The organism is Microbacterium sulfonylureivorans (assembly GCF_003999995.1).
Lineage (GTDB): Bacteria > Actinomycetota > Actinomycetes > Actinomycetales > Microbacteriaceae > Microbacterium > Microbacterium sulfonylureivorans.
On sequence record NZ_RJAD01000001.1, the window covers coordinates 1323439 to 1349027 of the forward strand.

General features: G+C 70.7%; 21 protein-coding genes. 5 read left to right on the forward strand and 16 right to left on the reverse strand.

The features are described from left to right. Positions 1-39 precede the first annotated feature (39 nt). The 5 genes from EER34_RS05885 to EER34_RS05905 all read right to left on the reverse strand — a co-directional run bounded on the left by EER34_RS05885 (position 40) and on the right by EER34_RS05905 (position 3680). The gene (locus tag EER34_RS05885; RefSeq protein WP_127473582.1) at positions 40-510 is read right to left on the reverse strand and encodes a DUF2871 domain-containing protein; all 471 of its coding nucleotides are present in this window, start codon (positions 508-510) and stop codon (positions 40-42) included. A 72-nt stretch (positions 511-582) separates the two neighbouring features. Further along, positions 583-1206 carry a response regulator gene (locus EER34_RS05890; protein WP_127473583.1) on the reverse strand — a complete coding sequence of 208 codons (624 nt, stop codon included), beginning with the start codon at positions 1204-1206 and terminating at the stop codon, positions 583-585. Then, positions 1203-2483: a sensor histidine kinase gene (locus tag EER34_RS05895; protein WP_127473584.1), complete on the reverse strand. Its 1281-nt coding sequence runs from the start codon at positions 2481-2483 to the stop codon at positions 1203-1205. Before EER34_RS05895 ends, EER34_RS05890 begins: the two co-directional genes overlap by 4 nt. Before the next feature lie 106 nt (positions 2484-2589). Continuing rightward, the gene (locus EER34_RS05900) at positions 2590-2892 is read right to left on the reverse strand and encodes a hypothetical protein (RefSeq protein ID WP_127473585.1); all 303 of its coding nucleotides are present in this window, start codon (positions 2890-2892) and stop codon (positions 2590-2592) included. Between the two features lie 29 nt (positions 2893-2921). Continuing rightward, a complete protein-coding gene (locus EER34_RS05905) occupies positions 2922-3680 on the reverse strand; it encodes a class I SAM-dependent methyltransferase (RefSeq protein WP_127473586.1) in 759 nt (252 codons plus the stop codon). 215 nt (positions 3681-3895) lie between these two features. Here EER34_RS05905 and EER34_RS05910 point away from each other — a divergent pair, with 215 nt between their 5' ends. Next, complete coding sequence (locus tag EER34_RS05910) at positions 3896-8296, forward strand: S8 family serine peptidase (RefSeq protein WP_127473587.1); 4401 nt, start codon at positions 3896-3898, stop codon at positions 8294-8296. A 125-nt stretch (positions 8297-8421) separates the two neighbouring features. On the opposite strand, the gene dnaB is transcribed toward EER34_RS05910, so the two are convergent. Continuing rightward, the gene (gene dnaB / locus EER34_RS05915) at positions 8422-9798 is read right to left on the reverse strand and encodes a replicative DNA helicase (RefSeq protein WP_127473588.1); all 1377 of its coding nucleotides are present in this window, start codon (positions 9796-9798) and stop codon (positions 8422-8424) included. A 557-nt stretch (positions 9799-10355) separates the two neighbouring features. On the opposite strand from dnaB, the gene EER34_RS05920 reads away from it, so the two are divergent. Both EER34_RS05920 and EER34_RS17720 read left to right on the forward strand, forming a co-directional pair. After that, a complete protein-coding gene (locus EER34_RS05920) occupies positions 10356-11363 on the forward strand; it encodes a hypothetical protein (RefSeq protein WP_240642148.1) in 1008 nt (335 codons plus the stop codon). Positions 11364-11456: 93 nt separating this feature from the next. Further along, complete coding sequence (locus EER34_RS17720) at positions 11457-13148, forward strand: hypothetical protein (protein ID WP_127473589.1); 1692 nt, start codon at positions 11457-11459, stop codon at positions 13146-13148. 298 nt (positions 13149-13446) lie between these two features. Here the strand turns inward: EER34_RS17720 and rplI are convergent, their stop codons facing one another. The 5 genes from rplI to EER34_RS05950 all read right to left on the reverse strand — a co-directional run bounded on the left by rplI (position 13447) and on the right by EER34_RS05950 (position 16461). Further along, the gene (rplI, locus tag EER34_RS05930) at positions 13447-13899 is read right to left on the reverse strand and encodes a 50S ribosomal protein L9 (protein ID WP_127473590.1); all 453 of its coding nucleotides are present in this window, start codon (positions 13897-13899) and stop codon (positions 13447-13449) included. A 10-nt stretch (positions 13900-13909) separates the two neighbouring features. Then, entirely contained in the window at positions 13910-14164 is a 255-nt protein-coding gene (gene rpsR, locus EER34_RS05935; protein WP_045301896.1) for a 30S ribosomal protein S18, read from the reverse strand. A 56-nt stretch (positions 14165-14220) separates the two neighbouring features. Next, a complete protein-coding gene (locus EER34_RS05940; RefSeq protein ID WP_127473591.1) occupies positions 14221-14730 on the reverse strand; it encodes a single-stranded DNA-binding protein in 510 nt (169 codons plus the stop codon). Between the two features lie 5 nt (positions 14731-14735). Beyond that, positions 14736-15119 (reverse strand): 30S ribosomal protein S6, encoded by a 384-nt coding sequence (rpsF, locus tag EER34_RS05945; protein ID WP_127473592.1) that lies wholly within the window; start codon positions 15117-15119, stop codon positions 14736-14738. Between the two features lie 148 nt (positions 15120-15267). Further along, the gene (locus EER34_RS05950) at positions 15268-16461 is read right to left on the reverse strand and encodes an acyl-CoA dehydrogenase family protein (RefSeq protein ID WP_127473593.1); all 1194 of its coding nucleotides are present in this window, start codon (positions 16459-16461) and stop codon (positions 15268-15270) included. 197 nt (positions 16462-16658) lie between these two features. Here EER34_RS05950 and EER34_RS05955 point away from each other — a divergent pair, with 197 nt between their 5' ends. Together EER34_RS05955 and EER34_RS05960 are read left to right on the forward strand one after the other, a co-directional pair. Beyond that, positions 16659-17666 (forward strand): hypothetical protein, encoded by a 1008-nt coding sequence (locus EER34_RS05955; RefSeq protein ID WP_127473594.1) that lies wholly within the window; start codon positions 16659-16661, stop codon positions 17664-17666. Between the two features lie 5 nt (positions 17667-17671). Then, a complete protein-coding gene (locus EER34_RS05960; protein WP_127473595.1) occupies positions 17672-18847 on the forward strand; it encodes a hypothetical protein in 1176 nt (391 codons plus the stop codon). A 25-nt stretch (positions 18848-18872) separates the two neighbouring features. Here EER34_RS05960 and EER34_RS05965 read toward each other — a convergent pair whose 3' ends face one another. From EER34_RS05965 to EER34_RS05985, 5 genes are all read right to left on the reverse strand, one after another. After that, the gene (locus tag EER34_RS05965) at positions 18873-19271 is read right to left on the reverse strand and encodes a DUF779 domain-containing protein (RefSeq protein WP_127473596.1); all 399 of its coding nucleotides are present in this window, start codon (positions 19269-19271) and stop codon (positions 18873-18875) included. Positions 19272-19428: 157 nt separating this feature from the next. After that, entirely contained in the window at positions 19429-20979 is a 1551-nt protein-coding gene (gene exaC, locus EER34_RS05970) for an acetaldehyde dehydrogenase ExaC (RefSeq protein ID WP_127473597.1), read from the reverse strand. A gap of 163 nt (positions 20980-21142) precedes the next feature. After that, entirely contained in the window at positions 21143-22468 is a 1326-nt protein-coding gene (locus EER34_RS05975; RefSeq protein ID WP_127473598.1) for a sigma-54-dependent transcriptional regulator family protein, read from the reverse strand. A 52-nt stretch (positions 22469-22520) separates the two neighbouring features. After that, positions 22521-23948, reverse strand: a complete 1428-nt coding sequence (locus tag EER34_RS05980) for a CCA tRNA nucleotidyltransferase (RefSeq protein ID WP_127473599.1) — start codon at positions 23946-23948, stop codon at positions 22521-22523. Between the two features lie 51 nt (positions 23949-23999). Next, positions 24000-25529, reverse strand: a complete 1530-nt coding sequence (locus EER34_RS05985) for a DUF7059 domain-containing protein (protein ID WP_240642149.1) — start codon at positions 25527-25529, stop codon at positions 24000-24002. Positions 25530-25589 lie beyond the last annotated feature (60 nt).

Here is a 25589-nt window from a genome sequence, read left to right on the forward strand (position 1 = left end):
CGGCCGGGAAGCCTCCCGGCCGGCGGGCCCGCCCTCGCGTCAGGCGCGCGCGGCGACCTCCGGCGACGTGGCGGTGACGGATGCCCCGGCCCCCGGCATCCGATCGCTCTTGATCGCCTTGCCCAGCGCCAGGAACAGCAGCACCATGCCGGCCGTCAGCAGCATGTGGCCCGTCCCGGCGATGCCCGAGATCATCTTCGACGACTCCCCCCCGAGGACGGTGAGCGAGCCGTGCCAGACGAGCATCGCCGAGGTGACGATCACGCCGGCGTTGTAGATCCAGAAGAACCACCCGAACAGCCTGCTGTTCGACAGGGTGAACAGCTTCTCGAGCGCGAGCACGATCAGCAGGATGATGAAGCCCAGGGTCAGCAGGTGGGTGTGGGCGAGCCCGAGCTGTGTGAACTGCCCTTCGGGGAAGTCGTTGAGCTTCGTGAACTCCCGGTAGAACAGGCCGGAGGCGACCCCGGCGAGCATGTAGGCGAACGCGGCGTTGAACAGTCTGCGCATCAGATTCCTTTCGAGTCTGATTCCAGCCTTCGTCCTCTCCGCCGATCGCGGATCAACCGAACGGTTGAGATGTCACAGCAGCCCTGACTCGCGCGCGACGGCGATCGCCCGCGCGCGGCTGTCGGCGCCGAGCTTCGCGAAGACGTGCACGAGGTGCGTCTTCACGGTCGCCTCGGTCACGAACAGGGTCTTGGCTATCTCGCGGTTGGAGGCGCCCGTGTCGAGGAGCCGCAGCACGTCGAGCTCGCGCGCGGTCAGCCGCACCCGAGGTGCGCGCATCCCCGCGACGACACGGTCCGAGAGCTCGGGAGACAGGACCATCCGCCCGTCGGCGGCCTGCCGGATCGCCTGCACGATCGCGTCCGGCGACACGTCCTTCACGAGGTAGCCGGCGGCTCCCGCCTCGATCGCGCCGAGGATCTCGGCGTCACGGTCGAACGTCGTGAGGATCACCACGGCGGGGGCCGGATGCTGCGCCCGCAGCGCTGCCGTGGTCTCGACGCCGTTCATCCCGGCGCCGAGCCGCAGGTCGCACAGCACCACGTCCGGGTGCAGGTGCGCGGCGATGGCGACCGCCTCTTCGCCAGACGACGCCTCGCCGACGACCGACACGTCGTCGCGCCGGTCGAGCAGCGAGCGCAGGCCGGTCCGGACGATCGGGTGGTCGTCGACGAGCAGCACCGTGACTTCCGTCATCCGCTCGCCGCCTGACCGCCGAGCGGCACGAACGCCGACAGCGCCGTGCCGTCGCCCGGCGCGCTCTCGACCTCGAGTCCGCCACCGAGCTCGCGCAGGCGCGCGCGCATCGCGATCAGCCCGTACCCGCTGTCGTCGGCGCGCGACGCAGGGGAGTCCCAGCGGGCGGCGTCGAAGCCGACGCCGTCGTCGACGATGTCGAGGCGGACCGCATCCTCGGCGTCGACGAGGTTGACGACGACCCGGTTCGCCGCGGCGTGCGCGCGCACGTTCGCCAGCGCGGACTGCGCAGTGCGCAGCAGCGCGACCTCGGCGAGGGTCGGCAGAGAAGGGATGCTGTCATCCGCGTGCAGCTCGGTGCCGATGCCGGTGTCGGCGGCGAGCCGATCGAGCATGCGGCCGATGGCGTCGGCCAGCGGCGATCCCTCCAGCTCGAGGGGCATGAGCGCGTTCACGATGCGGCGGATGTCGCCCAGGCCCTCGGCGGACAGCGCGCCGATCTGCTCGAGGGAGCGTGTGCGCTCCTCGTCGGAGTCGCTCTCGAGCGCGGCGCGCGCGATCATCCCGACAGAGGAGACGTTCTGGGCGACGGTGTCGTGGATGTCGCGCGACAGCCGGGCGCGCTCCGCGCTGGCCCCCGACTCGCGCTGCGTGCGGGCGAGCTCGTCCTGGAGTGCCGCCATCTCGTCCTGCGCCTCGACGAGCGAGGCGATCAGCCGGCGGCGCTCCTCGCCGTCGCGGACGAGCTCGAGATAGCCGCGCGAGATGCCGAGCGCGAAGACGCCGCCGACCAGCGGGCCGATGACGTCCGCATACGTCGTCTCCCCGGTATGCAGGATCGGCGCGGCCACCACGACCGCGAACACCACCACGCTGAGGAGGATCGCCCAGCGCATCCGGAGGACGAAGCCCGCGAGCAGCCAGAGCGGGAAGGCCAGCCACACGAACTCCGGCGACACGGCGACGGCGCCGAACCAGATGAGCGTCAGGCCGACGAGCCACCACGACGCGAGGCGGCGATCGGACGACCGCTCGCTCAGGATCAGGCCGCCGAAGTACCATCCGGCGAAGATCACCGACACGGCGATGGCCCACGGCAGCGGAGTGCCGTCGGCGGTCGCACGGATCGCGCCGACCACGACGAGCACGACCGTGATCACGGACTGCCCGATGCGGATCGATCCGAGGAGCCCGGCCCACGACCTCGGCCGCCGTCCCCCGGCGCCGGCGCCCCGGTCGGCGGTCGCCGGCTCGAGCGAAGGGGATTGCTGCGGCATCCTCCGATCATCCTCCCGTGGGCTCGTGCGATCCTGGGAGGACAGTCCACCCGGTGCGCGCGACGGGCGCATCAACCGAATTGGCGATGCGGACGCACCGACGGGGTCAGCGGGCGAGCGCGTCCCAGTCGACCTCGAGCATGCGCGGCCGCCTGCGGGAGATCCTCGCCCGGAGCACGGTTCCCGGGGCCGGCCAGTAGCGGCGGTCGAGCACGACCTCGGTCGACAGGGGCTCGGGCGGCAGGTCGGGCGCCTCGAGGACGACCTCCATCGCACAGGTCTGGTAGCGCGAGCGCCCGCGCGGCTCCGACAGCGAGACGATCCTCATCGTGCCGCGATGCGCATCGGCCATCGGGAAGCCGCCCATGCGCTCGAGCGCCTCGGCGGCGCCCTCCTCCCAGTCCTCCATGGGGGAAGCGTAGCGGCACGCGTTCGAGCTCAGGCGGGATCGACCAGGCGGTACACCGACACATGGCTCGTGGACTCCGCCGTGAAGGCACCGCGGTCCCAGCCCGCCCACCGCGACTCGAGCTCGAAGCCCGCGAGCCGCGCCATGAGGTCGAGCTCGCTCGGCCAGATGTAGCGGTGCGGCGAGCGCCCGATCTGCGCTTCGCGGCTGCCCGTCACGTCGGGATCGAACCTGACGTGGTGCGAGATGAGCAGCTGCTGGAGCGTGTCGATGGTGTCGACCAGAAGGTAGCCCGGATCGCTCACCTCCACCGTGCCCCGATGCCCCGGCGCGAGCGCGCGCAGCTGCGGCACCCAGAGCTCGATCACGAAACGGCCGCCGGGAGCGAGGTGCCTCGCGGCATTGCGGAAGCACGCGACCTGCTCGTCCTGTGTGAGCAGGTTGGAGATGGTGTTGAAGACGAGGTAGGCGAGCGTGAAGCCGCGCCCCGCGTCAGCACGGGCCATGTCGCCCTCGATCACGGGGATCGCCTCCGCGTCGGCCTTCTCTCGCAGGCGCGCGATCATCGCGGTCGACAGCTCGATCCCGGTGACATCCACCCCGGTCGCCGCCAGCGGGATCGCGACGCGACCGGTGCCGATCGCGAACTCGACGGCGCGCCCGCCGTCGGCGAGCTCGGCGAGCACCTCGACGGTGGGCCCGAGCACCTCCTCGGCGAACATGCCCTCGCCGGGGGTGTCGTAGCGCCGGGCGGCGTCCTCATCCCAGATCCGCTGCTGGTCGACCATCCCGACATCCTTCCGGGATGCCGGAGCCCGGTCAACGGCCGCACCGGATGAGGCGGTTACACGCCATGTCGCTCATCCGCCGCCCCGGTCGATTGACCCCCCGTGGCGCGGCGCGGGAGATTCGGACGCGAGTGCGGAGATTCGGGAAGGCCCTTTCCGCACTCGAGGGGCGTCGCCGTGACGCCCGTCCCGACGTCCCCCCGTCTAGGAGCACGATGAGCACACGCACGAAACTGGTCGGCGCCGCGTCAGCGGCACTGATCTCCACCGCGATGATGATCGCGCCGATCGGCACCGCAGCCGCGGCGCCCGCGCCGCCGCCCGAACAGGGTTCGTCGGCGCCGGACCCGGACGGCCCGTACGCCGAGGCGCGGGAGGCGATCGCCGACCTCCGCGATCCCTTCACCGCCGCCACCACCCGGTCGGGGGGCGAGAAGGAGCTGTACGAGCCTGCGTCGAAGGACGGCTTCCAGCCGATGGACTCGATCGGATCCACGGACGATGCCACCGACAAGCTCGGCGAGGCCGACACCAGGCTGCTCCAGCAGGCCCAAGCCGAGGAGGCGAGCACCGTCACCGTCATGATGCTCGCCGGCAAGGGGGCCGCCGACGACGTCATCGCCGCGGTTCGGGATGCCGGCGGCACCGTCGGCTCGGTGACCGAGAAGCTGGGCTACGTGCGAGCCACCGTGCCCACCGACAGCGTGGCCGACCTCGCCGGGATGTCGACCGTGAAGGCGATCGACCTCAACCGCACGTACCGCGTCCCTGCGCCCGAGGTGGGAACGGCTGAGACCGCCGTGCTGTCGTCGCGTCACGCCGGCCCGAGCGCGCCGAGCGCGCCGAGCGCGAAGACCCCCGCCGAGAACCCGTACATGCCGATCGACGAGACCCGCGCCGCCGCGTTCGTCAAGGAGAACCCGAAGTGGGACGGTCGGGGCACCGTCGTCGGTGTGCTGGACACGGGCATCGACGTCGGGCACCCGGCGCTGCAGAAGACGACGGACGGCAAGCCGAAGATCGTCGACTGGGTCACCGCGACCGACCCCGTTCAGGACGGCGACGGAACGTGGGTCGAGCTGTCGGCGACCCGGACCGGGCCGTCGTTCACCTACGGGGGCCGCACCTGGACCGCGCCGGCCGGTGACTTCCTGATCGGCTCCTTCTACGAGTACGCGACGCTGTACAGCGACTTCGCGGGCGATCTGAACGGCAACGGCGACGTCTGGGACACCTACGCGGTGCTCTACGAGCCCTCGACCCACAAGATGTGGGTGGATGCCGACAACGACCAGGACTTCACCGACGCGCCGGCGATGGCGCCCTACGGCGTCGACCGCCAGGTGGGCTACTTCGGCGCCGATGACGCCGCCACGCCGGAGAACGAACGGATTCCGTTCGTGGTGGAGTACCGCGAGGACGTCGACCTCGGCTACGGCGACGGCTCGACCGGCACGTTCGTCAACATCGGGCTGCCCGCCGGCGAGCACGGAACGCACGTGGCAGGCATCGTCGCCGCGACCTCGATGTTCGGCGGCAAGATGCACGGTGCCGCGCCCGGTGCGCAGATCGTCTCCGCCCGCGCCTGCACGTTCGAAGGGGGCTGCACGCAGGCAGCGCTGACCGAGGGCATGATCGATCTGGTCGTCAACCGGAACGTCGACGTCGTGAACCTGTCGATCGGAGGGCTGCCGGCCCTCAACGACGGGTCGGACGTGATCGCGCAGCTGTACGACCAGCTCATCGACGCGTACGACGTGCAGATCATCGTCGCCGCCGGCAACGACGGCCTCGGCAGCAACACCGTCAGCTCGCCCTCTGTGTCGAGCGAGGCCATCTCCGTCGCGGCGTCGGTCAGTTCGCGCACGTGGTGGGCGAACTACGGCTCGAAGGTGTCGACCGAGCTGGGGATCTTCGGGTTCTCCTCCCGCGGCCCCGCTGAGAACGGCGCTCTGGCTCCCCAGATCTCCGCCCCCGGCTCGGCGGTCGCGCCGATCCCGATGTGGCTGGCCGGACAGGCGGTGCCCGAGACGGGCTACCAGCTGCCCGCCGGATACGGGATGCTCAACGGCACCTCCATGGCGGCGCCGCAGGTGGCAGGCTCCGCGGCCCTCCTCCTGTCCGCCGCCAAGGCGACGTCGGTGCCGGTCTCCGCAGCAGGGCTGAAGACGGCCCTGATCGGTACCGCGGACCTGATCCGCGGCGTGTCCACGACGGCGCAGGGCGCCGGCGTGATCGACACGGTCGCCGCCTGGAAGGAACTGGCCCGAAAGGTCTCGGTCAACACCCTCGAGGTCTCCGCGCCGGTGTGCAGCTCGCTCTCCGGCCTCCTCGAGACGCCCCACGCCGGGGCCGGGGTCTACAACCGGTGCCTCCCGACCGAGGGCGGTCAGGTCACCGGTTCCAAGAAGACCTACGAGGTCGGCATCACGCGCACGAGCGGCAGCAGCAAGAGCGTCGCCCACCGTGTCGGCTGGATCGGCAATGACGGAACCTTCAGCGCCCGCTCGAGCCTGCCCCTCCAGAAGGGCAGGGAGACCGACATCACCGTCACCGCGACGGCGAAGAAGTCCGGCATCCACAGCGCGATCATGACGATCGACGACCCGTCCACGGCAGGCATCGACCAGTTCGTTCCGGTCACCGTCCTCGCCACGAAGGCGCTGGCGCGCCCCGACTACTCGGTGACGGGCTCGGGCACGCTTCCGCGCGGTGGGAGCACGTCGCTCCTCGTCCCGGTCCCCGAGGGCGTCGAGGCGCTGCAGATGACGCTCGAGGGCGTCGTCGACGGCAGCCAGGTGCGAATCCTTCCGATCGACCCCGACGGCGTGCCCGCGGATTCGAACGCGAGCAACCACTGCTACACGGACTACGCCGATCCCGCGAGCTGCGATGCCACCGCACGGGCGGTGTACCGGCCCAAGCCGGGCATCTGGGAGTTCGTCATCGAGGCGCGTCGCACCTCGGGCACCGATGCCAACAGGTACTCGGCGGAGATCTCGCTGCAGGGCATGTCGGTGGCACCGGGATCGACCACGCTCGATTCGGTGACGATGAACGAGCCCACCGACGTCAGCATGGCGGGCACGAACACCTTCGGTCCGGTAGACGCCCACGTCGCGACCGGTGAGATCGGAACGGTCGCCAACCTGTTCTCGACGGTCGCCCAGGGTGAGACGACGGCCAACCAGCTGTACGTCCCGCGCGACACCACGAGGCTCGATGTGAGCCTCACTCCGAGGGAGGCCGCGGACCTGGACTTCTACGTCGTGTTCAACGGCATGCCCGTCGGACAGAGCGCCACGACCGGGGACTCGGCCGAGCGCATCGTCATCGACAACCCCGACCCCGGTACGTACTACATCGTCGTCGCCGGTGTCAGTGTCGCCGGCGAAGGCGTGACGTTCGACTACCACCAGGAGATGTTCTCGAAGGGCCAGGGCACCGTCACGCCCAAGTCCGACGCGACGTACGACCTCTCCGCGGGCGAATCCATGCCGGTCGACGGAGCGCTGACCGTCAGCGCCCGCCAGCTGACGGGCGAGCCGATGGTCGGGCGCGTGCGGGTGGCGAACGAACACGGCACGATCATCGGCGCTGCGAGCGTCGCGATCACCACCGTCGACGTTCCCCAGCTCGACCTCGTCACCTGGGCTCCGCCGTTCGTCGGCGCCGGGCTCACCGACGATGGCCTCGTGGCGGGCGACCGGCAGTTCGAGAGCCGGATGACGCCGACCACCTGGACCGAGGAGGGCGGGTTCGTGAACCTGGCCGTCGACGGCGAGCAGTGGGGTTCGGCCCTCGGGGTCAACGAGGAGCGGACCGCGGTCGGGGTCGTCACGGACGCCGACTGGAACTTCGTCCCGTCGATGTGGGCGGCCGACGGCTCTCTCACGATGATCGGCGTGCCGGACTGGCGTCCGTACACCGGCGGTTTCGCGACCGCGGTGAACGACGGCGGCATCGTCACCGGGTTCGCCGAACTCCTCGAGAAGGATGCCGAGGGCACGTGGCACAGCTACAACGACGCGTTCGCACGCACGCCCGACGGCGCGTTCCGCGCGCTCGAGCACCTCTCTGACGTCCCGTCGGAGACGCAGCCGCGTGCCATCAACGCCGCGGGGGTGATCGTCGGAAGCTCGCTCACCGCCGATCACGTACCGAACGCGGTGATGTGGGATGCCGCCACCGGCGCGGTGCGCGACCTCGGCACGCTTCCCGAGCAGGGGTGGGCGATGGCCATGGACGTCAATGCGTCCGGCACCGTCGTCGGCACGAGCGGTCATGACGGATTCGTGTGGACCGAGGCGGGCGGGATGAAGCGTCTCGCCGACTACGGGTACGACGCGACCGCGGAGAAGGTGTCCGATGACGGCTGGGTGCTCGGCACGGTCGAGCTCGCGCCGTACTACGCGATCTCGGCGCTGTGGGACCCCCAGGGGCGACTCTGGGACGTCTCGGGCATGGTCCCCATCGAGGAGGGCGGCTGGTTCATGCCGACCTACAGCTTCGACATCAACAACGAGCACCAGGTGATGCTCTACGGCGAGGGCGGAGCGAACGGGGCGGAGTCCAGCACGGTGCTGCTGAGCATCCCCGCCGCGCTGCGCGACTAGTCGGGGTCACCGCGTCCCGTCGAGCCGGTCACGACCGGTTCGGCGGGACGCGGTGTTTCGTCCGGGTGACGCACATCGTCTCGCGACGCCGCCGTTGGGGGCCGAAGGGAGGCCGAGCGAGACGACTACTGGAAGTCGCCGCCGGGGGCCATGTCGGTGAAGCGCGAGAAGTGCCCCTGGAATGCGACCGTGATGGTATCGGTGGGACCGTTGCGGTGCTTGGCGACGATGAGGTCGGCCTCGCCCGCGCGCGGGCTCTCCTTCTCGTATGCCGCCTCGCGGTGCAGGAGCACGACCATGTCGGCGTCCTGCTCGATCGAGCCGGATTCACGGAGGTCGGAGAGCGCCGGCTTCTTGTCGGCACGCTGCTCAGGGCCGCGGTTCAGCTGTGACAGGGCGATGACCGGGCACTGGAGCTCCTTCGCGAGGAGCTTGAGGGCACGCGAGAACTCCGAGACCTCCTGCTGGCGCGACTCGACGCGCTTGCCGCTCGTCATGAGCTGCAGATAGTCGATGACGACCATCTTCAGTCCGACCTTCTGCTTGAGACGCCGGCACTTCGCGCGGATCTCGACGAGTGTCATGTTCGGGCTGTCGTCGATGTAGAGCGGGGCGTCGTTGATGCGGCCGCGCGTCGCGGCGATCGTCGTCCAGTCACGCGAGTCGAGCGTGCCCTTGCGCATGGCCTGCAGAGGAATGGAGCCCTCTGCGCTCATCAGACGCATCGCGATCTCGCTGCGCCCCATCTCCAGCGAGAAGACGATGGTCGGCATGTTGTTCTTGATCGCGGCGGCGCGTGCGAAGTCGAGGGCGAGCGTCGACTTACCCATCGCGGGTCGCGCCGCGATGATGATCATCTGGCCGGGGTGCAGACCGTTGGTGAGCTGGTCGAGACCGGAGAACCCGGTCGGGATGCCCGTCATCTGACCGTCTCGACCGCGGGCGGCCTCGATCTCCTCCACGGCGGCGTCTACGGCGATCGTGAGCGGAACGTAGTCTTCGGCGGCCTCGGCGCCGGTGACCGAGTAGATCTCGGCCTGGGCGTTGTTGACGAGGTCGAGCGCCTCGCCCTGGCCGGAGTAGCCCATCTGCACGATGCGTGTGCCGGCGTCGACGAGCCGGCGCAGCAGGGCGCGCTCCGAGACGATCGACGCGTAGTAGCCGGCATTGGCCGCTGTCGGCACGATCGACGTGAGGGTGTGGAGGTAGTCGGCCCCTCCGGCGCGCTGCAGCTCACCGGACTTGATGAGCTCGTCGGTGACCGCGACGACATCGGTCGGCTCGCCGTGCGAGTAGAGGGTGAGGATCGCCTCGAAGATGAGCTCGTGCTTGGGGATGTAGAAGTCGGGACCCCGGAGCGTCTCGATGACGTCGGCGACGGCATCCTTCGAGAGAAGCATGCCTCCGAGGGCGCTCTGCTCGGCGAGCAGGTCATGCGGAGGAGTGCGTTCGAACTCGCGCGGTCCGCCCATGCGCTCTTCGGAGATGTCGGCGATCGACATAGGTGCAGGATCCTCCACGTCGTTCGATTGCGTCACGGCGGCTCGCCGAGGACGTTGCACAGGCTCGGCCGGGAAGACAGAAGGCGACCGCCGATCTGCCGACGCGATGCGGCGCCGATCCGCCCATCTTCTGGTCGCAGACGCTCGATGCCAACCCTCGAAGGGCCGAACCCCACGGTAGGCAGGGCCCCCGACACCTGCAACAGTGCCTGTGGATAACTATGTGGAAAGTCTGCGAGAAACGCCGACAGACCTGTGAACAACACCTGTGGAGAACTACGTGAGTTTCCCTCAGTGCGACTTCAGTATTGCCCTTTGATCAGCCTTTACCGGTTCCACAGCCTGTGGAGGGCGATGTGGTTGAAGTCCCGCTTGAAGGTTGCGTGTTCGGAGGGTGCCTGTGCACAATTCCGCGGCGCCCCGGTGGCACCGACTCGAGACCCGGGGGTTCGCCACGACGTCTGGACACCCGCGTGGGAGAGCGCTAGCCTGTCAGTCCAGGCACCCTCAGCGCATCCGTTCGGATTGCGTGGCGTTGTTCGTCGTGGGAGGTGAACGTGGAGATCGCAACCTCGCAGTCGTTGTCGAGGATCTGGCGACTGGCCCTTGTCGGGGCCGCAACCGCGTTCGCCTGGATCGTCCTCTCCCTGCTGCTGGGGCTCGGCTCCGGGCACGCGCACGCCGAGGACGGCGCAGACGACAGCAAGGGTCTGCTGGGTGCCGTCACCTCCGTCGTCGACGACACGGCCACCGCCGTGACCGACACGGTGACCACGGTGACGGGGTCGGTCACGGATGTCGGGAACACCGTGGTCGACGCCACCCCCGCCCCCGTCCAGGAGCCCGTTCGCGAGGTCGTGAAGACGGTGAGCAAAGCGGTCACCGCAGTCACCGAGCCGGTGGCCGACGCCGCAGACGACGGCGTGGTCGGCAATGTCGCCGAGCCGATCGTCGAGGTCGTCACGCAAGTGCCGATCGTCGGCGACATCGTCACCGGCGTCGGTGCCGACGACGCGGTCGCCGACATCGCCGGCACGGTCGACGAGACCCTCGGCGGACTCACCGGAGCCGTGGCCGACGCCGGCTCCTCGATCGGGGCGCCCTCCACGGGCACTCCCGGACTGCCGCCGGTCCTGCCCGGAATCCCGAGCCTTCCCGGTGCCGAGATCCCCGGCACCGAGAGCGCACCCGGTTCGGCGAACCCCGCGCCCGGCGACGCGGCCGGTGGTCCGACCGACGGCGTGGCCGTCGTCGCGTCCTCGGCAGCGGCCTCGGCATCCGCTCTTCCCGTCTTCGAGGGTGCGTACGAGCCCGGCTCCGCCCCCTCCGCCTCCGCTGTGTCCTCCGCCACGCCGTCCGACGCGCGTGGACCCTTCACTCCGGCGGGGGGACTCTGCCCGCCGACCGCATCTTCCTCGGGACCCGGTGGTACGGGTCTCGGCGCCTGGGCGCTCGTCGCCCTCGGTCCGTTCGCCGCTCTCCGTGCCTGGGTGCGTCGTGCCGGACCGGAGGACGAGCACGCGCCACCGGCGCCCGCAGGATCCACCGACGTCTCCCCTGACTGATCGGCTCGCCGTCGCCTTCTCAAGGCGGCAGAGCAGAGCGTCAGCGCACCCTCACGCGCTGCGCCACATCAGTCAACTTAAGGGGAAAACATCATGCGCACTTACGTCAAGCGCGCCCTTCTGGGCACGCTCCTCGCCGGCGGCATCACGCTGCTCGGCGCGACGGTCGCGAACGCGGCCGAGACGACGGGGGAGGATGGGCTGCTCTCGGGCACCCAGGCCGTCCTCGACGTCACACTCCCGGTGACGATCAGCGGAACCTCGCTCTCGGTCATCGGCGACTCCGCGAGCGAAGGGGCGTCGGCGCCCGCTCCGGCGGCCGCGGCCCCGGCCCCGACTGCGGCGGCCGCGGCTCCGACCACGAGCGGCCAGGACGGGGCTGCGTCTGGGACCCAGGCCCTCGTCTCGGTAGCCGTTCCGGTGACGGTAGCGGGCAATTCGATCTCCGTCGTCGGCGACTCCTCGTCGGCGGATGCCGCCACCTCGGCCCCCGCGCCCTCCGGCGCGGCGACGAGCCCGGCATCGACCTCGGGTGACGACGGCGTGCTGTCCGGCACGCAGGGTCTCGTGTCGGCGGCCGTTCCGATCACGGTCAGCGGCAATGCGATCTCCGTCGCCGGCGACAGCGCGAGCGAGGATGCCTCGACCGCACCGGCCGCGCAAGCGGACACCGGATCGGCATCCGGTGCGGCGACCGACGGCGAGGACTCGATCCTCGGCGGCACCCAGGTCGTGGCCCCGGTCACGGCCCCGGTCACGGCATCCGGCAACGCCATCTCGGTCCTCGGCGACAGCACCACCGAAGGCGCCACCGCGGCACCCTCGACCGGCACGTCCGGCGTCACCGTCGGCGAGACCGACGGCACGGACGGCACCCTCGGCGGCACCCAGGTCGTGGCTCCGGTCACGGCCCCGGTCACGGCGGTCGGCAACGCCGTCTCGGTCGTCGGCGACAGCTCGACCGAAGGTGCAGCCACCGGCTCCACCGCCGGTGCGGGCGGCGCCGGCGGGGAGACCGACGGCACCGACTCGGTCGTCGGCGGCACTCAGGTGCTCGCCCCCGTCGTCGCTCCGATCACCGCCGGCGGCAACGCCGTCTCGGTCGTCGGCGACAGCTCGAGCGAGAATGCCGGCACCGGCGGCGCCGGCGGTTCGGGCGGCGTGCTTGCGGGATCGACCGACGGTGCCGGCGGCATCGCCGGCGGGACTCAGGTGCTCGCCCCGGTCACCGCGCCGGTCTCGGCGGTCGGCAACGCGATCTCGGTCGTCGGCGACAGCTCGTCGACGGGGACCGCCGGAGCGCCCGCCGGCAGCGGCGGCGCCGGTGGTTCCACGTCGGGTGCCGACTCGATCCTCGGGGGGACCCAGATCCTCGCGCCGATCGAGCTTCCCCTCACCGTCGGCGGCAACGCCGTCTCGGTGATCGGCGACACCACGACGCAGGCGCCGGTCGCGCCCACCGAGCCGGTCGACCCGACCGACCCGACGGATCCCACGGACCCGACCGACCCCACCGATCCGACGGACCCCACGGACCCGACGGACCCCACGGACCCCACGGACCCCACGGACCCGACGGATCCCACAGACCCGACCGACCCGACCGACCCCAGCGGTTCGGGCTCGTCGTCGGACGGTGACGACGTGACCGGCTCGCCGGCCGGCGCCGGCGCCACCGTGCTTGCCGTGACGGGAGGGATGGGCGCGATGCCCGCGCTGCTTATGGGGCTCATGCTCCTGGCAGCCGGCGCATTCGCGTTCGTGTCGCGGCGACGCTCCGCGTGAGCCGTGGTCGGAGGTTCCCCCAGAGTGCCTCCGACCGCGCTCCTGCGTGAGCGTGGCGGGGGGGCCGTTCCCCACCGGCCCTCCCGCTTCCCCCACCCCTCGCCTCTCGCTCCCGGGACGGCCGCCGTGCCTGGACCGGCCGTCCCGTGACCTGAGGCCCAGAGACAAGGCGGATGCCGCGACCCGGGGGGCTCGCGGCATCCGTCTTCATGCTTGCCCGGCGATGCTTCTGCGCACACCGGAGACGACGGATGCCGCGGACCCGAAGGTCCGCGGCATCCGTTCTCGAATCGCTGCCTTACTTGGCGGCGACCACCTGAAGGGTGATCACGGCGGTGAGGTCGTCGCGCAGACGGACCGTCGCCTCGTGCTCGCCCACCGACTTGATCGGCGAGGTGATGTGAATCTTGCGCTTGTCGAGGTCGCCCAGGCCTGCGGCCTTGACGGCGTCTGCGACGGCCTCGGTCTTCACCGAGCCGAAGAGGCGACCCTCGGCGCCGGCCTTGACCGACAGCTTGACCTTGTTGGTCTCGAGCGCGTTCTTGAGGGCCACGGCCTCTTCGTGGTCGTGGATCGCGCGGGACTCGCGGGCGGCGCGGATCGACGCCACCTGCTTCTCGCCACCGCGGGTCCAGGCCACAGCGAAGCCCTGGGGGATGAGGTAGTTGCGGGCGAACCCGTTCTTGACCTCGACAACGTCTCCGGCGCTTCCGAGCCCGGCGACCTCATTCGTGAGAATCAGCTTTGCCATTGGGTGCTCCTTAGCGGCCAGCGCCGGCGTAGGGCAGGAGCGCCATTTCGCGCGCGTTCTTGATCGCCTTGGCGATCAGACGCTGCTCCTGCACCGAGACACCGGTGATACGACGGGCGCGGATCTTGCCACGCTCCGAGATGAACTTGCGAAGAGTCGCGACGTCCTTGTAGTCGATGAGACCGACACGGATCGCCTTCGCGGGGGCAGCGTTCTTCGCGCCCTTCCGCGGCTTCCGGCGATCGCCGGTTGCCTTTCCAGCCATGGGTGTTTCCTTACTGAGATGTGAGATTCACCGGATGCCGAGGCATCCGATATGTCTTAGAACGGGGTGTCGTCGCCGTAGGTGCCGGGCGCGCTCCACGCGTCGGCGCCGCCGGCGTTGCCGCCCGCGTTCGCCGAACCGGGGGTCGACCACGGCTCGTCGGCGACCTGCGCCTGACCACCGCGAGACTGACCGCCGCCGCCTGCGGCACGCGTGACCTGAGCGGTCGCGTAGCGCAGCGAGGGGCCGATCTCGTCGACCTCGAGCTCGATCGCGGTGCGCTTCTCGCCCTCGCGCGTCTCGTAGGAGCGCTGCTTGAGGCGACCGGTCGCGATGACGCGGGAGCCCTTCGTCAGCGAGCCCGCGACGTGCTCGGCGAACTCGCGCCACACCGACGCGCGGAGGAACAGCGCTTCGCCGTCCTTCCACTCGTTGGCGGCGCGGTCGAAGTTGCGCGGCGTCGAAGCGATCGTGAAGTTCGCGACGGGGAGACCGTTCTGCGTGTAGCGCAGCTCGGGATCAGCCGTGAGGTTGCCCACGACGGTGATGATCGTCTCGCCGGCCATCGTCGTTACGCGTCCTGCTTGACGGGCTTCGCGGGGCGGGCGGCCTTGCGGGCAGCCTTCTCCTCGGCACGCTGCTTCTCGGACGCGATCATGGCGATCGCCTCTTCGGCGCGGAGGACCTTGGTGCGCATGATCTGCTCGCTGAGGTTCAGCTGGCGATCGAGCTCCTGAGTGGTCTCGCTCGTGGCGGTGAAGTTGACGACGGCGTAGATGCCCTCGGTCTTCTTCTGGATCTCGTAGGCGAGACGGCGGCGACCCCAGATGTCGATGTTCTCAATCGAGCCACCATCATTGGTGATGACCTTGAGGAACTTGTCGAGATTCGGGGCGACCTGGCGCTCATCGATCTCAGGGTTCAGAATGACCATGAGTTCGTACTGGTGCGTCACTAACCCACCTCCTTCGGACTTGAACGGCTGTCGGGCATTTCCCGGCAGCAGGAGGGTGTGGTGCACGTCATCCGGCTTCTCGCGCACAGGGGCGCATGCGGACAACCCTCCAATGGTACCGGATGCCTGGTCACGCGGCTAATCGTCCTCAGCGGAAGGCGCCGATGCCGGTGAGATGCTGCCCGAGGATCAGAGTGTGCACCTCGTCGGTGCCCTCGTAGGTGCGGACCGACTCGAGGTTCGCGGCATGGCGGATCGGCGAGTGCTCGAGCAGCACGCCGTCTCCTCCGAGGATGGTGCGGGCCTCGCGCGCGATGGCGATCGCCTCCCGCACGCTGTTGAGCTTGCCCAGCGAGACCTGCGTGGGCGTGAGGGTGCCGGCATCCTTCGCCCGCCCCAGGTGGAGGGCGAGCAGCGCGCCCTTCTGAAGCTCGACCACCATGTTCACGAGCTTCTGCTGCGTCAGCTGGAACGACGCGATCGGCACTCCGAACTGCTCGCGCCGCAGCGCGTGGCGCAGTGCCGCCTCGTAGCTGTCGCGTCCGGCGCCGAGCGCGCCCCAGACGATCCCGTACCGCGCCTCGTTCAGCGCCGAGAACGGACCCTTCAGGCCCCGGGCGTCGGGGAGGAGAGCGGATGCCGGCAGCCGCACCTCGTCGAAGTGCAGCTCCGTCTGGATCGAGGCCCGCATCGAGCCCTTCGGCTCGAGCACCCTCGCGTGAAACCCCGATGCATCCGTCGGCACGACGAATCCCCGCACCCCGTCGTCGGTCTGCGCCCAGACCACGGCGACCTGCGCGATCGTCGCGAGCCCGATCCAGCGCTTCGCGCCCGACAGCACCCAGTCGCCGCCGTCGCGTCGGGCGAACGTCGTCATGCTCGAGGGGTCGGAGCCGGCACCGGGCTCCGTCAGGGCGAAGCATCCGATCGCCGAGCCCGTGGCCATGCGCGGGAGCCACTCCTGCTTCTGCTCCTCGGAGCCCCACCGGTGGATCGAGCCCATGGCGAGGGACCCCTGCACGGAGACGAACGTGCGCAGGCCCGAGTCGCCGGCTTCGAGTTCGAGCGCCGCGAGCCCGTACTCGACGGCGGTGCGGCCGGGGCATCCATACCCCTCCAGGGTCATGCCGAGAACGCCGAGCTCACCGAACGCCGGCACGAGCTCGACGGGGAAGTGCGCGCGGTCGAACCAGCCGCCGATGTGCGGACGGATCTCCGAGTCGACGAAGGCGCGCACGCGGTCGCGCACGGCGCGCTCTTCGGGACTGAGCAGACCATCGATGCCGAGGACGTCGGATGCCGCGCGCAGCGCGTCGAGGTCGTCGGGGTCCCGCTGCGACATCGGCCACTCCTTCGTTCGAGCCGTCCCGACCGATTCTGCCCCGATTGCGGCCCGAGCCTGTGTCACAACTCCGCCTGAGACGGCGGGTTCGGGCGGCCGGGCCGCGGAATCCCGCGAGCCGGCGTGCGCGCACTGCACGTCGAGACTGAATCGTGGACGCCTTCGGCCCGAGCCCGCGGCGCCGGTAGCGTGGGCGCATGGAGTGGACTGCCGACGTCGGTGCCGGGGACTGGATCCGCGAGCGGCTCGACGACCCGTGGCTCGGGACGATCCACGACATGGTGCCGCGCGGGTTCCCCTTCTACACGCGCATCTTCCATCCGGCGACGCGCTCGAAGCCCATCGGCGCGGACTGGCCACCCCTGCCGTACGAACCGAACCGGCGGGCGTGGGAGGCATTCGCCGAGAAGCAGGTCGAGGTCGAGACCGTCCCGGCACGGTGGGGCGACGCGGCGGCCGCCTTCGGCACCGAGATGCACGCCGGTGCGCAGTGGGGAGCGCTCGTGCGCGCCCGCGGCACGGACTGGGACCCGAACGCCTGGCGGCAGTCGCAGTCGCCCGACGGCTGGCAGTTCGACGCGCCTTCGGAGGGGCAGCTCGACGCGGCCGAACTGAGCGTCGTCGCCGAGATCGCCGCCGCGCACACGACGACCCCGACCGACGGATTCGTCGGGCTGTGGGAGGGATGGGGCGGCCTCGTCGGGGCCATGGGCTGGGGACCGTCGCGCGCGCTTCTCACCGTGACCGATGACGAGACCCCGGATGCCGCGACCGCCCAGCACCTCGAGTTCCTCGCGCACTCGACGCGCGACGTGTTCAACGACGTCTTCCGTCCGCCGACCTGGCAGCCCGGCATCCTGTCGGACGAGATCTCGCGCGGGCCGCGCCTGCAGCTGCCGAACCGGGACTACGTCCTGTTCCGCGGCGGAGCGGCAGACCTCGCCCGCGAGGACTGGATCCTCCGCGCGCCGTGGCGCGACACGAAGATGGAGGAGCACGGCTTCGCTCCGAGCGCCGAGTCGCCCAGCCTGATCTGGCCCGCCGACCGTGCGTGGGTGGTCGTGAGCGAGATCGACTGGGACTCCACGATCGTCGCCGGGTCGTCCGAGCTGCAGCACGCCCTGTGCACCGACCCTCGCATCGAGGCGCTCGGGATCCGCGAGGGGGCCTCGCTGCAGTGGGACGCCGACGAGGTCAACCGATGAGCGGGATGCCTTCGCCCGCGTACCCGTTCGACGCCCGGCCTCTCGTCGAGCCCGTCGATCCCGCCGCCGCCCGCGCGTTCACCCACCAGCTGCAGATGGGCGGCCGCCTGCCGTCGGGGTTCACCGGTTCGACCGTGGTCGGCATCGTCGTGATGGCGATCGCCGTGGTGATGTTCGCGTCTGTGTTCCTGACGGTGGCGTTCAGCGTGGTCGACGCGGGCGCCGGCGGGTTCGGGATGCTGGTCGGCCTCGCGCCGCTCCTCATCGTCGGGGTGGTCGTGGCGGTGGTGGCCGTGGCCTTCGTCGCGGGCACCCGCGCCAGCGCGCAGCGGATGTACCGGCTCGACCGCTTCGCCCGCGCGAACGGGATGAGCTACGAACCGCGGCTCGACAGCCCCGGCCTTCCCGGGATGATCTTCGGCGTCGGCGACGCACGCCAGTCCACCGACCTCGTGCGCGGCGATCGCCCGCGCTTCGTCGAATTCGCCAACTACCGGTACACGACCGGATCGGGCAAGAACCGCACCACCCACACGTGGGGCTACGTGGCGGTACGGCTCGACGCCCCGCTGCCGCACATCGTGCTCGATGCGACCGGCAACAACGGCCTCTTCGGGTCGAACCTGCCGGCGACCTTCGACAAGGACCAGCGCCTCGGGCTCGAAGGCGACTTCGACAGGTACTTCTCGCTTTCCTGCCCCGAAGGCTACGAGCCCGACGCCCTGTACCTCTTCACGCCCGACATCATGGCGCGATTCATCGACAACGCGGCCGCGCTCGACGTCGAGATCGTGGACGACTGGCTGTTCCTGTACTCCAAACGCGACTTCTCGACGCTCGACCCGGCGACCTGGGCGTGGCTGTTCTCCGTCGTCGGCGCCCTGCTCGACAAGTTCGCGCAGTGGGCGCGCTGGCGCGATGACCGGTTGCGCGCGCAGGCGGCGGCTATGACGAATGCCCCGGCCCCGGCCGATGCCGTCGCGGCGGCGAGCGCCGGGAGCGAGGCATCCGCTGTCCCGTTCGTCGCACCCCTCGATCCGCTGCGGCCGCCGCCCGGGGTCGCGCCCCAGGGACGCCGGCTCCGGCGCGGCGTGCCGTGGGTCTCGATCCTCCTGATCGGCGGGGTCGCGCTGTTCTGGATCCTCAGTCAGACCGGAGTTCTCGGCCTGTTCTTCCGCTGACGCCGCCGCCGTCCCGGCAAGGGCATCAGCCCGCCGGCTTCAGCCCGAAGTGGACGAGCTCGGCCTCGTCGAGCATGCGCGATCGGATGATGAACCGATTGCCGGTCGGGCCATCGACCGAGAAGCCCGCACCGCGCCCCGGCACGACGTCGATGGTGAGGTGCGTGTACTTCCAGTACTCGAATTGCGCCACCGAGATGTAGACCTCGATCGGCTCGTCGAGACCCACGTCGACGGCGCCGAGGTGCACGTCGCTCGGGCCCGTGATGAACATCCCGACGGGATAGCACATGGGCGCGCTGCCGTCGCAGCAGCCGCCGGACTGGTGGAACATCAGTGGTCCGTGCTGCACGGTGAGGTCGCGCAGGAGGGATGCCGCGGCATCCGTCACCGCGACGCGCCGCGGTGTCTGAGTGGTGGTCATCGCCTCACCGTCTCTCGTTGGTCCGGGCCCGTTTCGTCTCGCTCCGCTCGCTCGACGCCCCGGGGTGGACGGGGGATGACCCGGGCGGAGTCTGGGGAGCTCCGCCCGGGTCCGGGATGCCGCGCGCCGCCCCCGGGGACCCGCGGCCGTGGTCGGCTCAGAAGAAGCCCATCGCCCCCTCGGCGTACGAGACGAGGAGGTTCTTCGTCTGCTGGTAGTGGTCGAGCATCTTGAGGTGGTTCTCGCGGCCGATGCCGGACTGCTTGTACCCGCCGAACGCGGCGTGCGCGGGGTACTGGTGGTACGTGTTCGTCCAGACGCGGCCGGCCTCGATGGCACGGCCCGCGCGGTACGCGATGTCGCCGGAGCGGCTCCACACGCCGGCGCCGAGCCCGTACAGGGTGTCGTTCGCGGTCGAGATCGCGTCGTCGAAGTCCTCGAACGACGTGACCGACACGACCGGACCGAAGATCTCCTCCTGGAAGATCCGCATGTCGTTGGTGCCCTCGAACACCGTCGGCGCGACGTAGTAGCCCTCGCTGAGGTCGCCGCCGAGATCGACGCGCTCACCGCCGGCGAGCAGCTTCGCGCCGCCCTGCTTCCCGATGTCGATGTAGCTCAGGATCTTCTCGAGCTGGTCGTTGGATGCCTGCGCACCGATCATCGTCGCCGGGTCGAGCGGGTTGCCCTGCACGATCTTCGCCACGCGGTCGAGGCCGTCGCCGAGGAACCGGTCGTAGATCGACCGCTGGATCAGCGCCCGGGACGGGCACGTGCACACCTCGCCCTGGTTCAGCGAGAAGAGCGTGAAGCCCTCGAGGGCCTTGTCGTAGTACGCGTCGCCGGTGTCGCGCGCGACGTCCTCGAAGAAGACGTTGGCGCTCTTCCCGCCGAGTTCGAGTGTCACCGGGATGAGGTTCTGCGACGCGTACTGCATGATCAGGCGCCCGGTCGTCGTTTCGCCCGTGAACGCGACCTTGCGGATCCGCTTGTGCTGTGCGAGTGGCGCGCCGGCCTCGATGCCGAATCCGTTGACGATGTTCACGACGCCGGCCGGGAGCAGATCGCCGATGATCTCGAACAGGAAGAGGATCGACGCCGGCGTCTGCTCGGCCGGCTTCAGCACGACGCAGTTGCCGGCCGCGAGCGCCGGGGCGAGCTTCCACGTGGCCATCAGGATCGGGAAGTTCCAGGGGATGATCTGCCCGACCACGCCGAGCGGCTCGTGGAAGTGGTACGCCACGGTGTCTTCGTCGATCTGGCTGAGAGACCCTTCCTGGCCGCGCAGCACGCCCGCGAAGTAGCGGAAGTGGTCGACGGCGAGCGGGATGTCGGCCGCCAGCGTCTCGCGGACCGGCTTGCCGTTCTCCCAGGTCTCGGCGACCGCGATCTTCTCGAGGTTCTCCTCGATGCGGTCGGCGATCCTGTTGAGGATGACGGAGCGCTCGGCCGGTGTGGTCCGCTTCCAGGACTCGAACGCCTGCCACGCGACATCCACCGCGCGGTCGATGTCCTCCACCGTGCCTCGCCCGACTTCGGTGAACGGCTTGCCGTTGACCGGCGAGATGTTCTCGAAGTACTGCCCCTTGATCGGCTCGACGAACTCGCCGCCGATGTAGTGGCCGTAGCGGGGACGGTAGTCGGCGACCGAGCCGCGCTGCCCGGGGGCCGCGTAGATGCTCGAGACGCCCTCTTCGACGATGGTCATGATGGTCTCCTTCGACGCTGTCGCGACATCCGTCGTCGCGTTGCGTCGAAGCTAGGCCGTTCGACGTTGCACGATGTTGCGCGCCGCAGCCAACGGCGGTCGAGAGCGCACGAATGACGCATTCGCTTCGCCGCGAACGGGCGTTCGCGCACTCTCGACCGCCTCACTCGGCCTGGAGCTTCTCGATGCGCGCGACGAGGCCGGCGCGCTTCGGAGACCGGGGTGGCAGCATCGACAGGCAGAGCCTCAGCAGGTCGACGTCGACGGATCCGGCATCCGTCTCCGCGAACGCGAGGAGCACCTCGACGGATGCCTCGGCCATCAGCGCCTCGCGCAGGGCGGTGCGCACGGTGTCGCGGAACGCTTCGATCCCGGGGGCGACCGAGTCGGGCAGCACGTCGCCGCGGTACGCCGCAAGGGCGACGCGATGCGCCCCGCGGTCGAGGAGCGAGAGCACCTGGTGGGCATCGGTCTCCACCTCGACGCCCAGCCGGTACGGCCGGGACTCGGGCACGAGCGCGGGAGCGACACGCTCCAGCACCTTGCGCAGGCGCACCATCTCGGCGCGGAGCGTGACGGTCGCCTCCACGTCGCCGTAGACGAGCTCGCCGAGTCTCTCGGCGGAGAGCCCCTGCCGATGGACGGCGAGCATGAGCAGCAGCTCGGCATGCCGCGGCCCGAGCTCGGATACGGTCTCGGCATCGTCGCCCGCGACCTCGAGCAGCGCGCGGTCGCGGCCGAGGACGCGCAGGGTGGCTCGGGTCGCCTCCACGCGGCGCGTCCGGCGGCGAGCGGGCGGCGCGGGGTCGGCGCGAGCGCGGAGCCGCGCGACCAGGAGCTCGCCCTCGATGGCGCGGGCCGTGGCATCCACGAGCAGCTGAGCCTGCGGGGTGACCGCCTCGATGCCGCCGGTCACGTCGATCACGCCGAGGAGGCGCCGCGTCTCGGGGTCGTGGACGGGAGCCGCGGTGCACGACCACGGCTGGACGAGACGGTTGAAGTGCTCGGCACCGCGGATCTGCACGGATCGGTCGAGCGCGATCGCCGTCCCGGGCGCCGACGTGCCGACCGCGCGCTCCGACCAGTTCGCCCCCTCCACGAACCCCATGTCGCCGGTGAGGGTGCGCACCCTCCGATCACCCTCGACCCACAGCAGGCGCCCGGCGGCGTCACCCACCGCCACGGCGACGCCGGAGTCGTCGGATCCGCCCGGCAGGAGCAGGCCGCGGACCATCTCGATCACCCCGGCGAGCGGGTGAAGGCGGCGGTACTCGTCGAGGGCGTCGGCGTCGAGGTCGAGCGGGGGCAGGGCCTCCGCTCCCACGAGGCTCTCGAGCGAGCGGCGCCACGACTCCCGGACCAGAGCACGCACGTCGGCGAGGCGCTCGTCCCCCGCGTTGCCGGCGAGGAGCTCCTCGTGCGCGCGCTCGATCAGCAGGCGGGAGGTCTCGGGCGACACCTCGCGCCGCTGCGACCACGGCGATGACATGGAGGCTCCGATCGACGTCGGTGGAGCGTGCGTCCAGTGTAGGTGCGGGACCTCACGCCCGGGCGGCCCACCAGTCGACGAGGCGTCGTGCGGCCTCGTCCTCGCCGACGATCCCCTCGTCGAGGCGCAGGTCGAGCAGGAACCGGTACGCCTCGCCGACCTCCCGGCCGGGACCGATGCCCAGCAGTTCCTGGATCCGGTTGCCGTCGAGCTCGGGCCGAATGGCGGCGAGCTCCTCGTCGGCCGACAGTTCGGCGATCCGGCGCTCGATGTCGTCGTAGGCGCGCGCGAGCCGCCCCGCCTTCTTCGCGTTGCGCGTCGTCACGTCGGCGCGGGTGAGGATGTGCAGGCGCTCGAGCTCGTCACCGGCGTCGCGCACGTAGCGTCGCACGGCCGAGTCGGTCCACGCGCCCTCGGAGTAGCCGAAGAAGCGCAGGTGCAGCTCGATCAGGCGGGTCACCGACGACATCGTGTCGGAGTCGAACCGCAGCGCCTGCAGCCGCTTTCGCGCGAGCCGCGCTCCCTTGATGTCGTGATGGTAGAAGGTGACGCCCCCGCCCGGTTCGAGCTTGCGGGTCGCGGGCTTGCCGATGTCGTGGAGAAGGGCGGCGATCCGCAAGGGGACGTCGGGCGCGGCATCCGGATTCCTGGACGCCTCGAGGTCGATCGTCTGCTTCAGCACGGTGAGCGAGTGCTCGTACACGTCCTTGTGGTGGTGGTGCTCGTCGACCTCGAGCTTCAGTGCCGGGATCTCGGGGAGGAACTGGTCGATGAGCCCGGTCTCGACGAGGAGTCGGATGCCCCGCACCGGGTCGTCGGTCTGCAGCAGGCGCACGAGCTCGCCCTGGATGCGCTCGGGGCTGACGATCGACAGGGTCGCGCGCAGCGAGGCCATCGCCTCGACCGTGGCGAAGTCGACCTCGAACCCGAGCTGCGACGAGAAGCGCGCCGCGCGGAGCATCCGGAGCGGATCGTCGCCGAAGCTCACCGACGGGTCGGCGGGGGTGCGAAGGCGCTGGGCGACTAGGTCCTCGACGCCGCCGGTCGGGTCGACGAGCGTGCGGCCCGGAACGCGCAGGGCCATCGAGTTCACGGTGAAATCGCGCCGCACGAGGTCTCCCTCGAGCGTGTCGCCGAACTCGACCGTCGGCTTGCGGGTGACGCCGTCGTAGCTGTCGGCGCGGTAGGTCGTGATCTCGACCTGCTCGCCGGCGACCTTCGCCCCGATGGTGCCGAAGGCGCGTCCGATGTCCCACTGGGCGGTGCTGATCGGCTTGACGATCCGCAGGATCCGGTCGGGCAGCGCGTCGGTGGTGAAGTCGAGGTCGTTGACCGCACGCCCGAGCAGCGCGTCGCGCACCGGGCCGCCGACGATCGCGAGGTCGTGGCCCGCCGCGGCGAAGGCGTCGGCGAGCGTGGAGACGACGGGAGACTCGGCGAGCGCGCCGAGGCGCGCGATGCCCTCGGCCATGTTGAGCATGCTTCGAGCCTACCGAGCCGTCCTTGCTCCGAACGTCGACGCGGTCTGGCGTCAGACGATGCGGAGGAAGCCGGTGAAGGCCAGTTCGCGCACCCGCGGCACGAGGTCGGCGCGGAGGGCCGCGGCATCCACCCCCAGCAGCTGGGCGATCGCATCGATCAGCGCTCCTGCCGGAAGGTCGCCGTCGCACGCCCCGACCAGCGCGGCGAGGCCGGGATCGACCCCGAGCGCGCGACCGAAGCCGCCGCCCTGACGCAGCTCGATCACGGTGGGATCCTCCTGCCCGGGGACGTGGTGACGGGCTTCGGTCACGTCGGGCGCGACGGCGAACACGGATGCTGCGACCCCGTCGTCGTCGAGTGCGGCGAGCCGGTCGTGGGCGGCGAGGGCGTCGGCCAGGTGCGCGCCGATGCCGTCGCCGGGCAGCGCCTGGTGCAGCAGCTCGTACCGGGCGAGGGTCGGCGCCCCGCTCGCCGGACGACGGAGCAGGAGGTAGCCGAAGCCCACCTCCGACACGTCCCGGGAGGTGAAGTCGTCGAGCCATGCGTCGATCAGTCGCGCGAAGCCGGGCGTCCCGGGAAGGGTCCCGCCGTCGCGCACCCAGAGCTCTGCGTACGACAGCGGGTCGAGGCTCTCGCGCTCCACCACCCAGGCGTCGAGCGGCACCGATGACGACTCCACCCACTCGCGGACACGGTCGAGCCCCGCCGTTCCGGCTCGCGTCTCCCAGTTCCCGAGCAGCTGGGCGACCCCTCCGGGTTCGAGATGCTCGCCCACGCCGCGCACGAACGCCGCGACGACGTCGTCGCCCTCCATCCCGCCGTCGCGGTACTCGTACGCCGGCACGTCGTCGACCCGCGGGGTGATGACGAACGGCGGATTCGACACGATGCGATCGAACCGCTCGCCGGCGACCGGATCGAACAGGCTGCCGAGGCGCACCTCGATGCCGTCCACCCCGTTGAGCAGAGCGTTGAGGCGAGTGAACCCGAGCGCCCGCTGCGAGATGTCGGTCGCGACCACCCGTTCGACGCTGCGCCGCGCCCGCAGCGCCTGGATGCCGCAACCCGCGCCGATGTCGAGGCCGCGGATCGCCGGCGTCGGCAGCTGCAGCGCGGCGAGCGTGAGGGATGCCCCGCCCACCCCGAGCACGTGATCCTCGGGCAGGGGTCCGCCGAGCGCGGCCTCGTCGAGGTCGCTCGCGATCCACCACACGCTCCCGCCGTCGGCGGCTCCCGCGTCTGCGTACGACTGGGGCCGCACCACTGCGAGGGGACGCACGTCGTCGCCGGCGGCGACGGCCAGACCGAGGCGCACGAGTCCGTCCGGCGCGGTGCGGGGAAGCGCGCGGGCGACGGATGCCGCGGGCTGAGGCATCCCGAGCATGAAGAGCCGGCCGAGCACGGCGAGTGCGCCGCCTCGACCGCCCAGTGCCCGATCTGCGGGCGCGCGGAGGCCGCGCGCGATGGCGTCGTCGGCTGCGGCGCCCCAGGCGCTTCGCAGCGCCTCGGGCGTGTATCCGGCGTCGCGCAGATCATCGGCGAGGCCCCGGCAGAGGGCGGCATCGGGTTCGGGGAGCACGCGTCCATTCAACCCTGCGCCGCCGCGCGGCGTCCGGGTACCGGGACCTCGGAGGGTCGA

Bases quoted from the DNA above. Each gene is read 5' to 3' on its own strand.
- EER34_RS05955 (WP_127473594.1), top strand. From the start codon at position 16,659: ATGGAGTGGACTGCCGACGTCGGTGCCGGGGACTGGATCCGCGAGCGG.
- rplI (WP_127473590.1), bottom strand. From the start codon at position 13,899: ATGGCAAAGCTGATTCTCACGAATGAGGTCGCCGGGCTCGGAAGCGCC.
- EER34_RS05895 (WP_127473584.1), bottom strand. From the start codon at position 2,483: ATGCCGCAGCAATCCCCTTCGCTCGAGCCGGCGACCGCCGACCGGGGC.
- EER34_RS05910 (WP_127473587.1), top strand. From the start codon at position 3,896: ATGAGCACACGCACGAAACTGGTCGGCGCCGCGTCAGCGGCACTGATC.
- dnaB (WP_127473588.1), bottom strand. From the start codon at position 9,798: ATGTCGATCGCCGACATCTCCGAAGAGCGCATGGGCGGACCGCGCGAG.
- EER34_RS05905 (WP_127473586.1), bottom strand. From the start codon at position 3,680: ATGGTCGACCAGCAGCGGATCTGGGATGAGGACGCCGCCCGGCGCTAC.
- EER34_RS05960 (WP_127473595.1), top strand. From the start codon at position 17,672: ATGCCTTCGCCCGCGTACCCGTTCGACGCCCGGCCTCTCGTCGAGCCC.
- EER34_RS05900 (WP_127473585.1), bottom strand. From the start codon at position 2,892: ATGGAGGACTGGGAGGAGGGCGCCGCCGAGGCGCTCGAGCGCATGGGC.
- EER34_RS17720 (WP_127473589.1), top strand. From the start codon at position 11,457: ATGCGCACTTACGTCAAGCGCGCCCTTCTGGGCACGCTCCTCGCCGGC.
- EER34_RS05975 (WP_127473598.1), bottom strand. From the start codon at position 22,468: ATGTCATCGCCGTGGTCGCAGCGGCGCGAGGTGTCGCCCGAGACCTCC.
- EER34_RS05890 (WP_127473583.1), bottom strand. From the start codon at position 1,206: ATGACGGAAGTCACGGTGCTGCTCGTCGACGACCACCCGATCGTCCGG.
- EER34_RS05940 (WP_127473591.1), bottom strand. From the start codon at position 14,730: ATGGCCGGCGAGACGATCATCACCGTCGTGGGCAACCTCACGGCTGAT.
- EER34_RS05980 (WP_127473599.1), bottom strand. From the start codon at position 23,948: ATGCTCAACATGGCCGAGGGCATCGCGCGCCTCGGCGCGCTCGCCGAG.
- EER34_RS05885 (WP_127473582.1), bottom strand. From the start codon at position 510: ATGCGCAGACTGTTCAACGCCGCGTTCGCCTACATGCTCGCCGGGGTC.
- exaC (WP_127473597.1), bottom strand. From the start codon at position 20,979: ATGACCATCGTCGAAGAGGGCGTCTCGAGCATCTACGCGGCCCCCGGG.
- EER34_RS05950 (WP_127473593.1), bottom strand. From the start codon at position 16,461: ATGTCGCAGCGGGACCCCGACGACCTCGACGCGCTGCGCGCGGCATCC.
- EER34_RS05965 (WP_127473596.1), bottom strand. From the start codon at position 19,271: ATGACCACCACTCAGACACCGCGGCGCGTCGCGGTGACGGATGCCGCG.
- rpsR (WP_045301896.1), bottom strand. From the start codon at position 14,164: ATGGCTGGAAAGGCAACCGGCGATCGCCGGAAGCCGCGGAAGGGCGCG.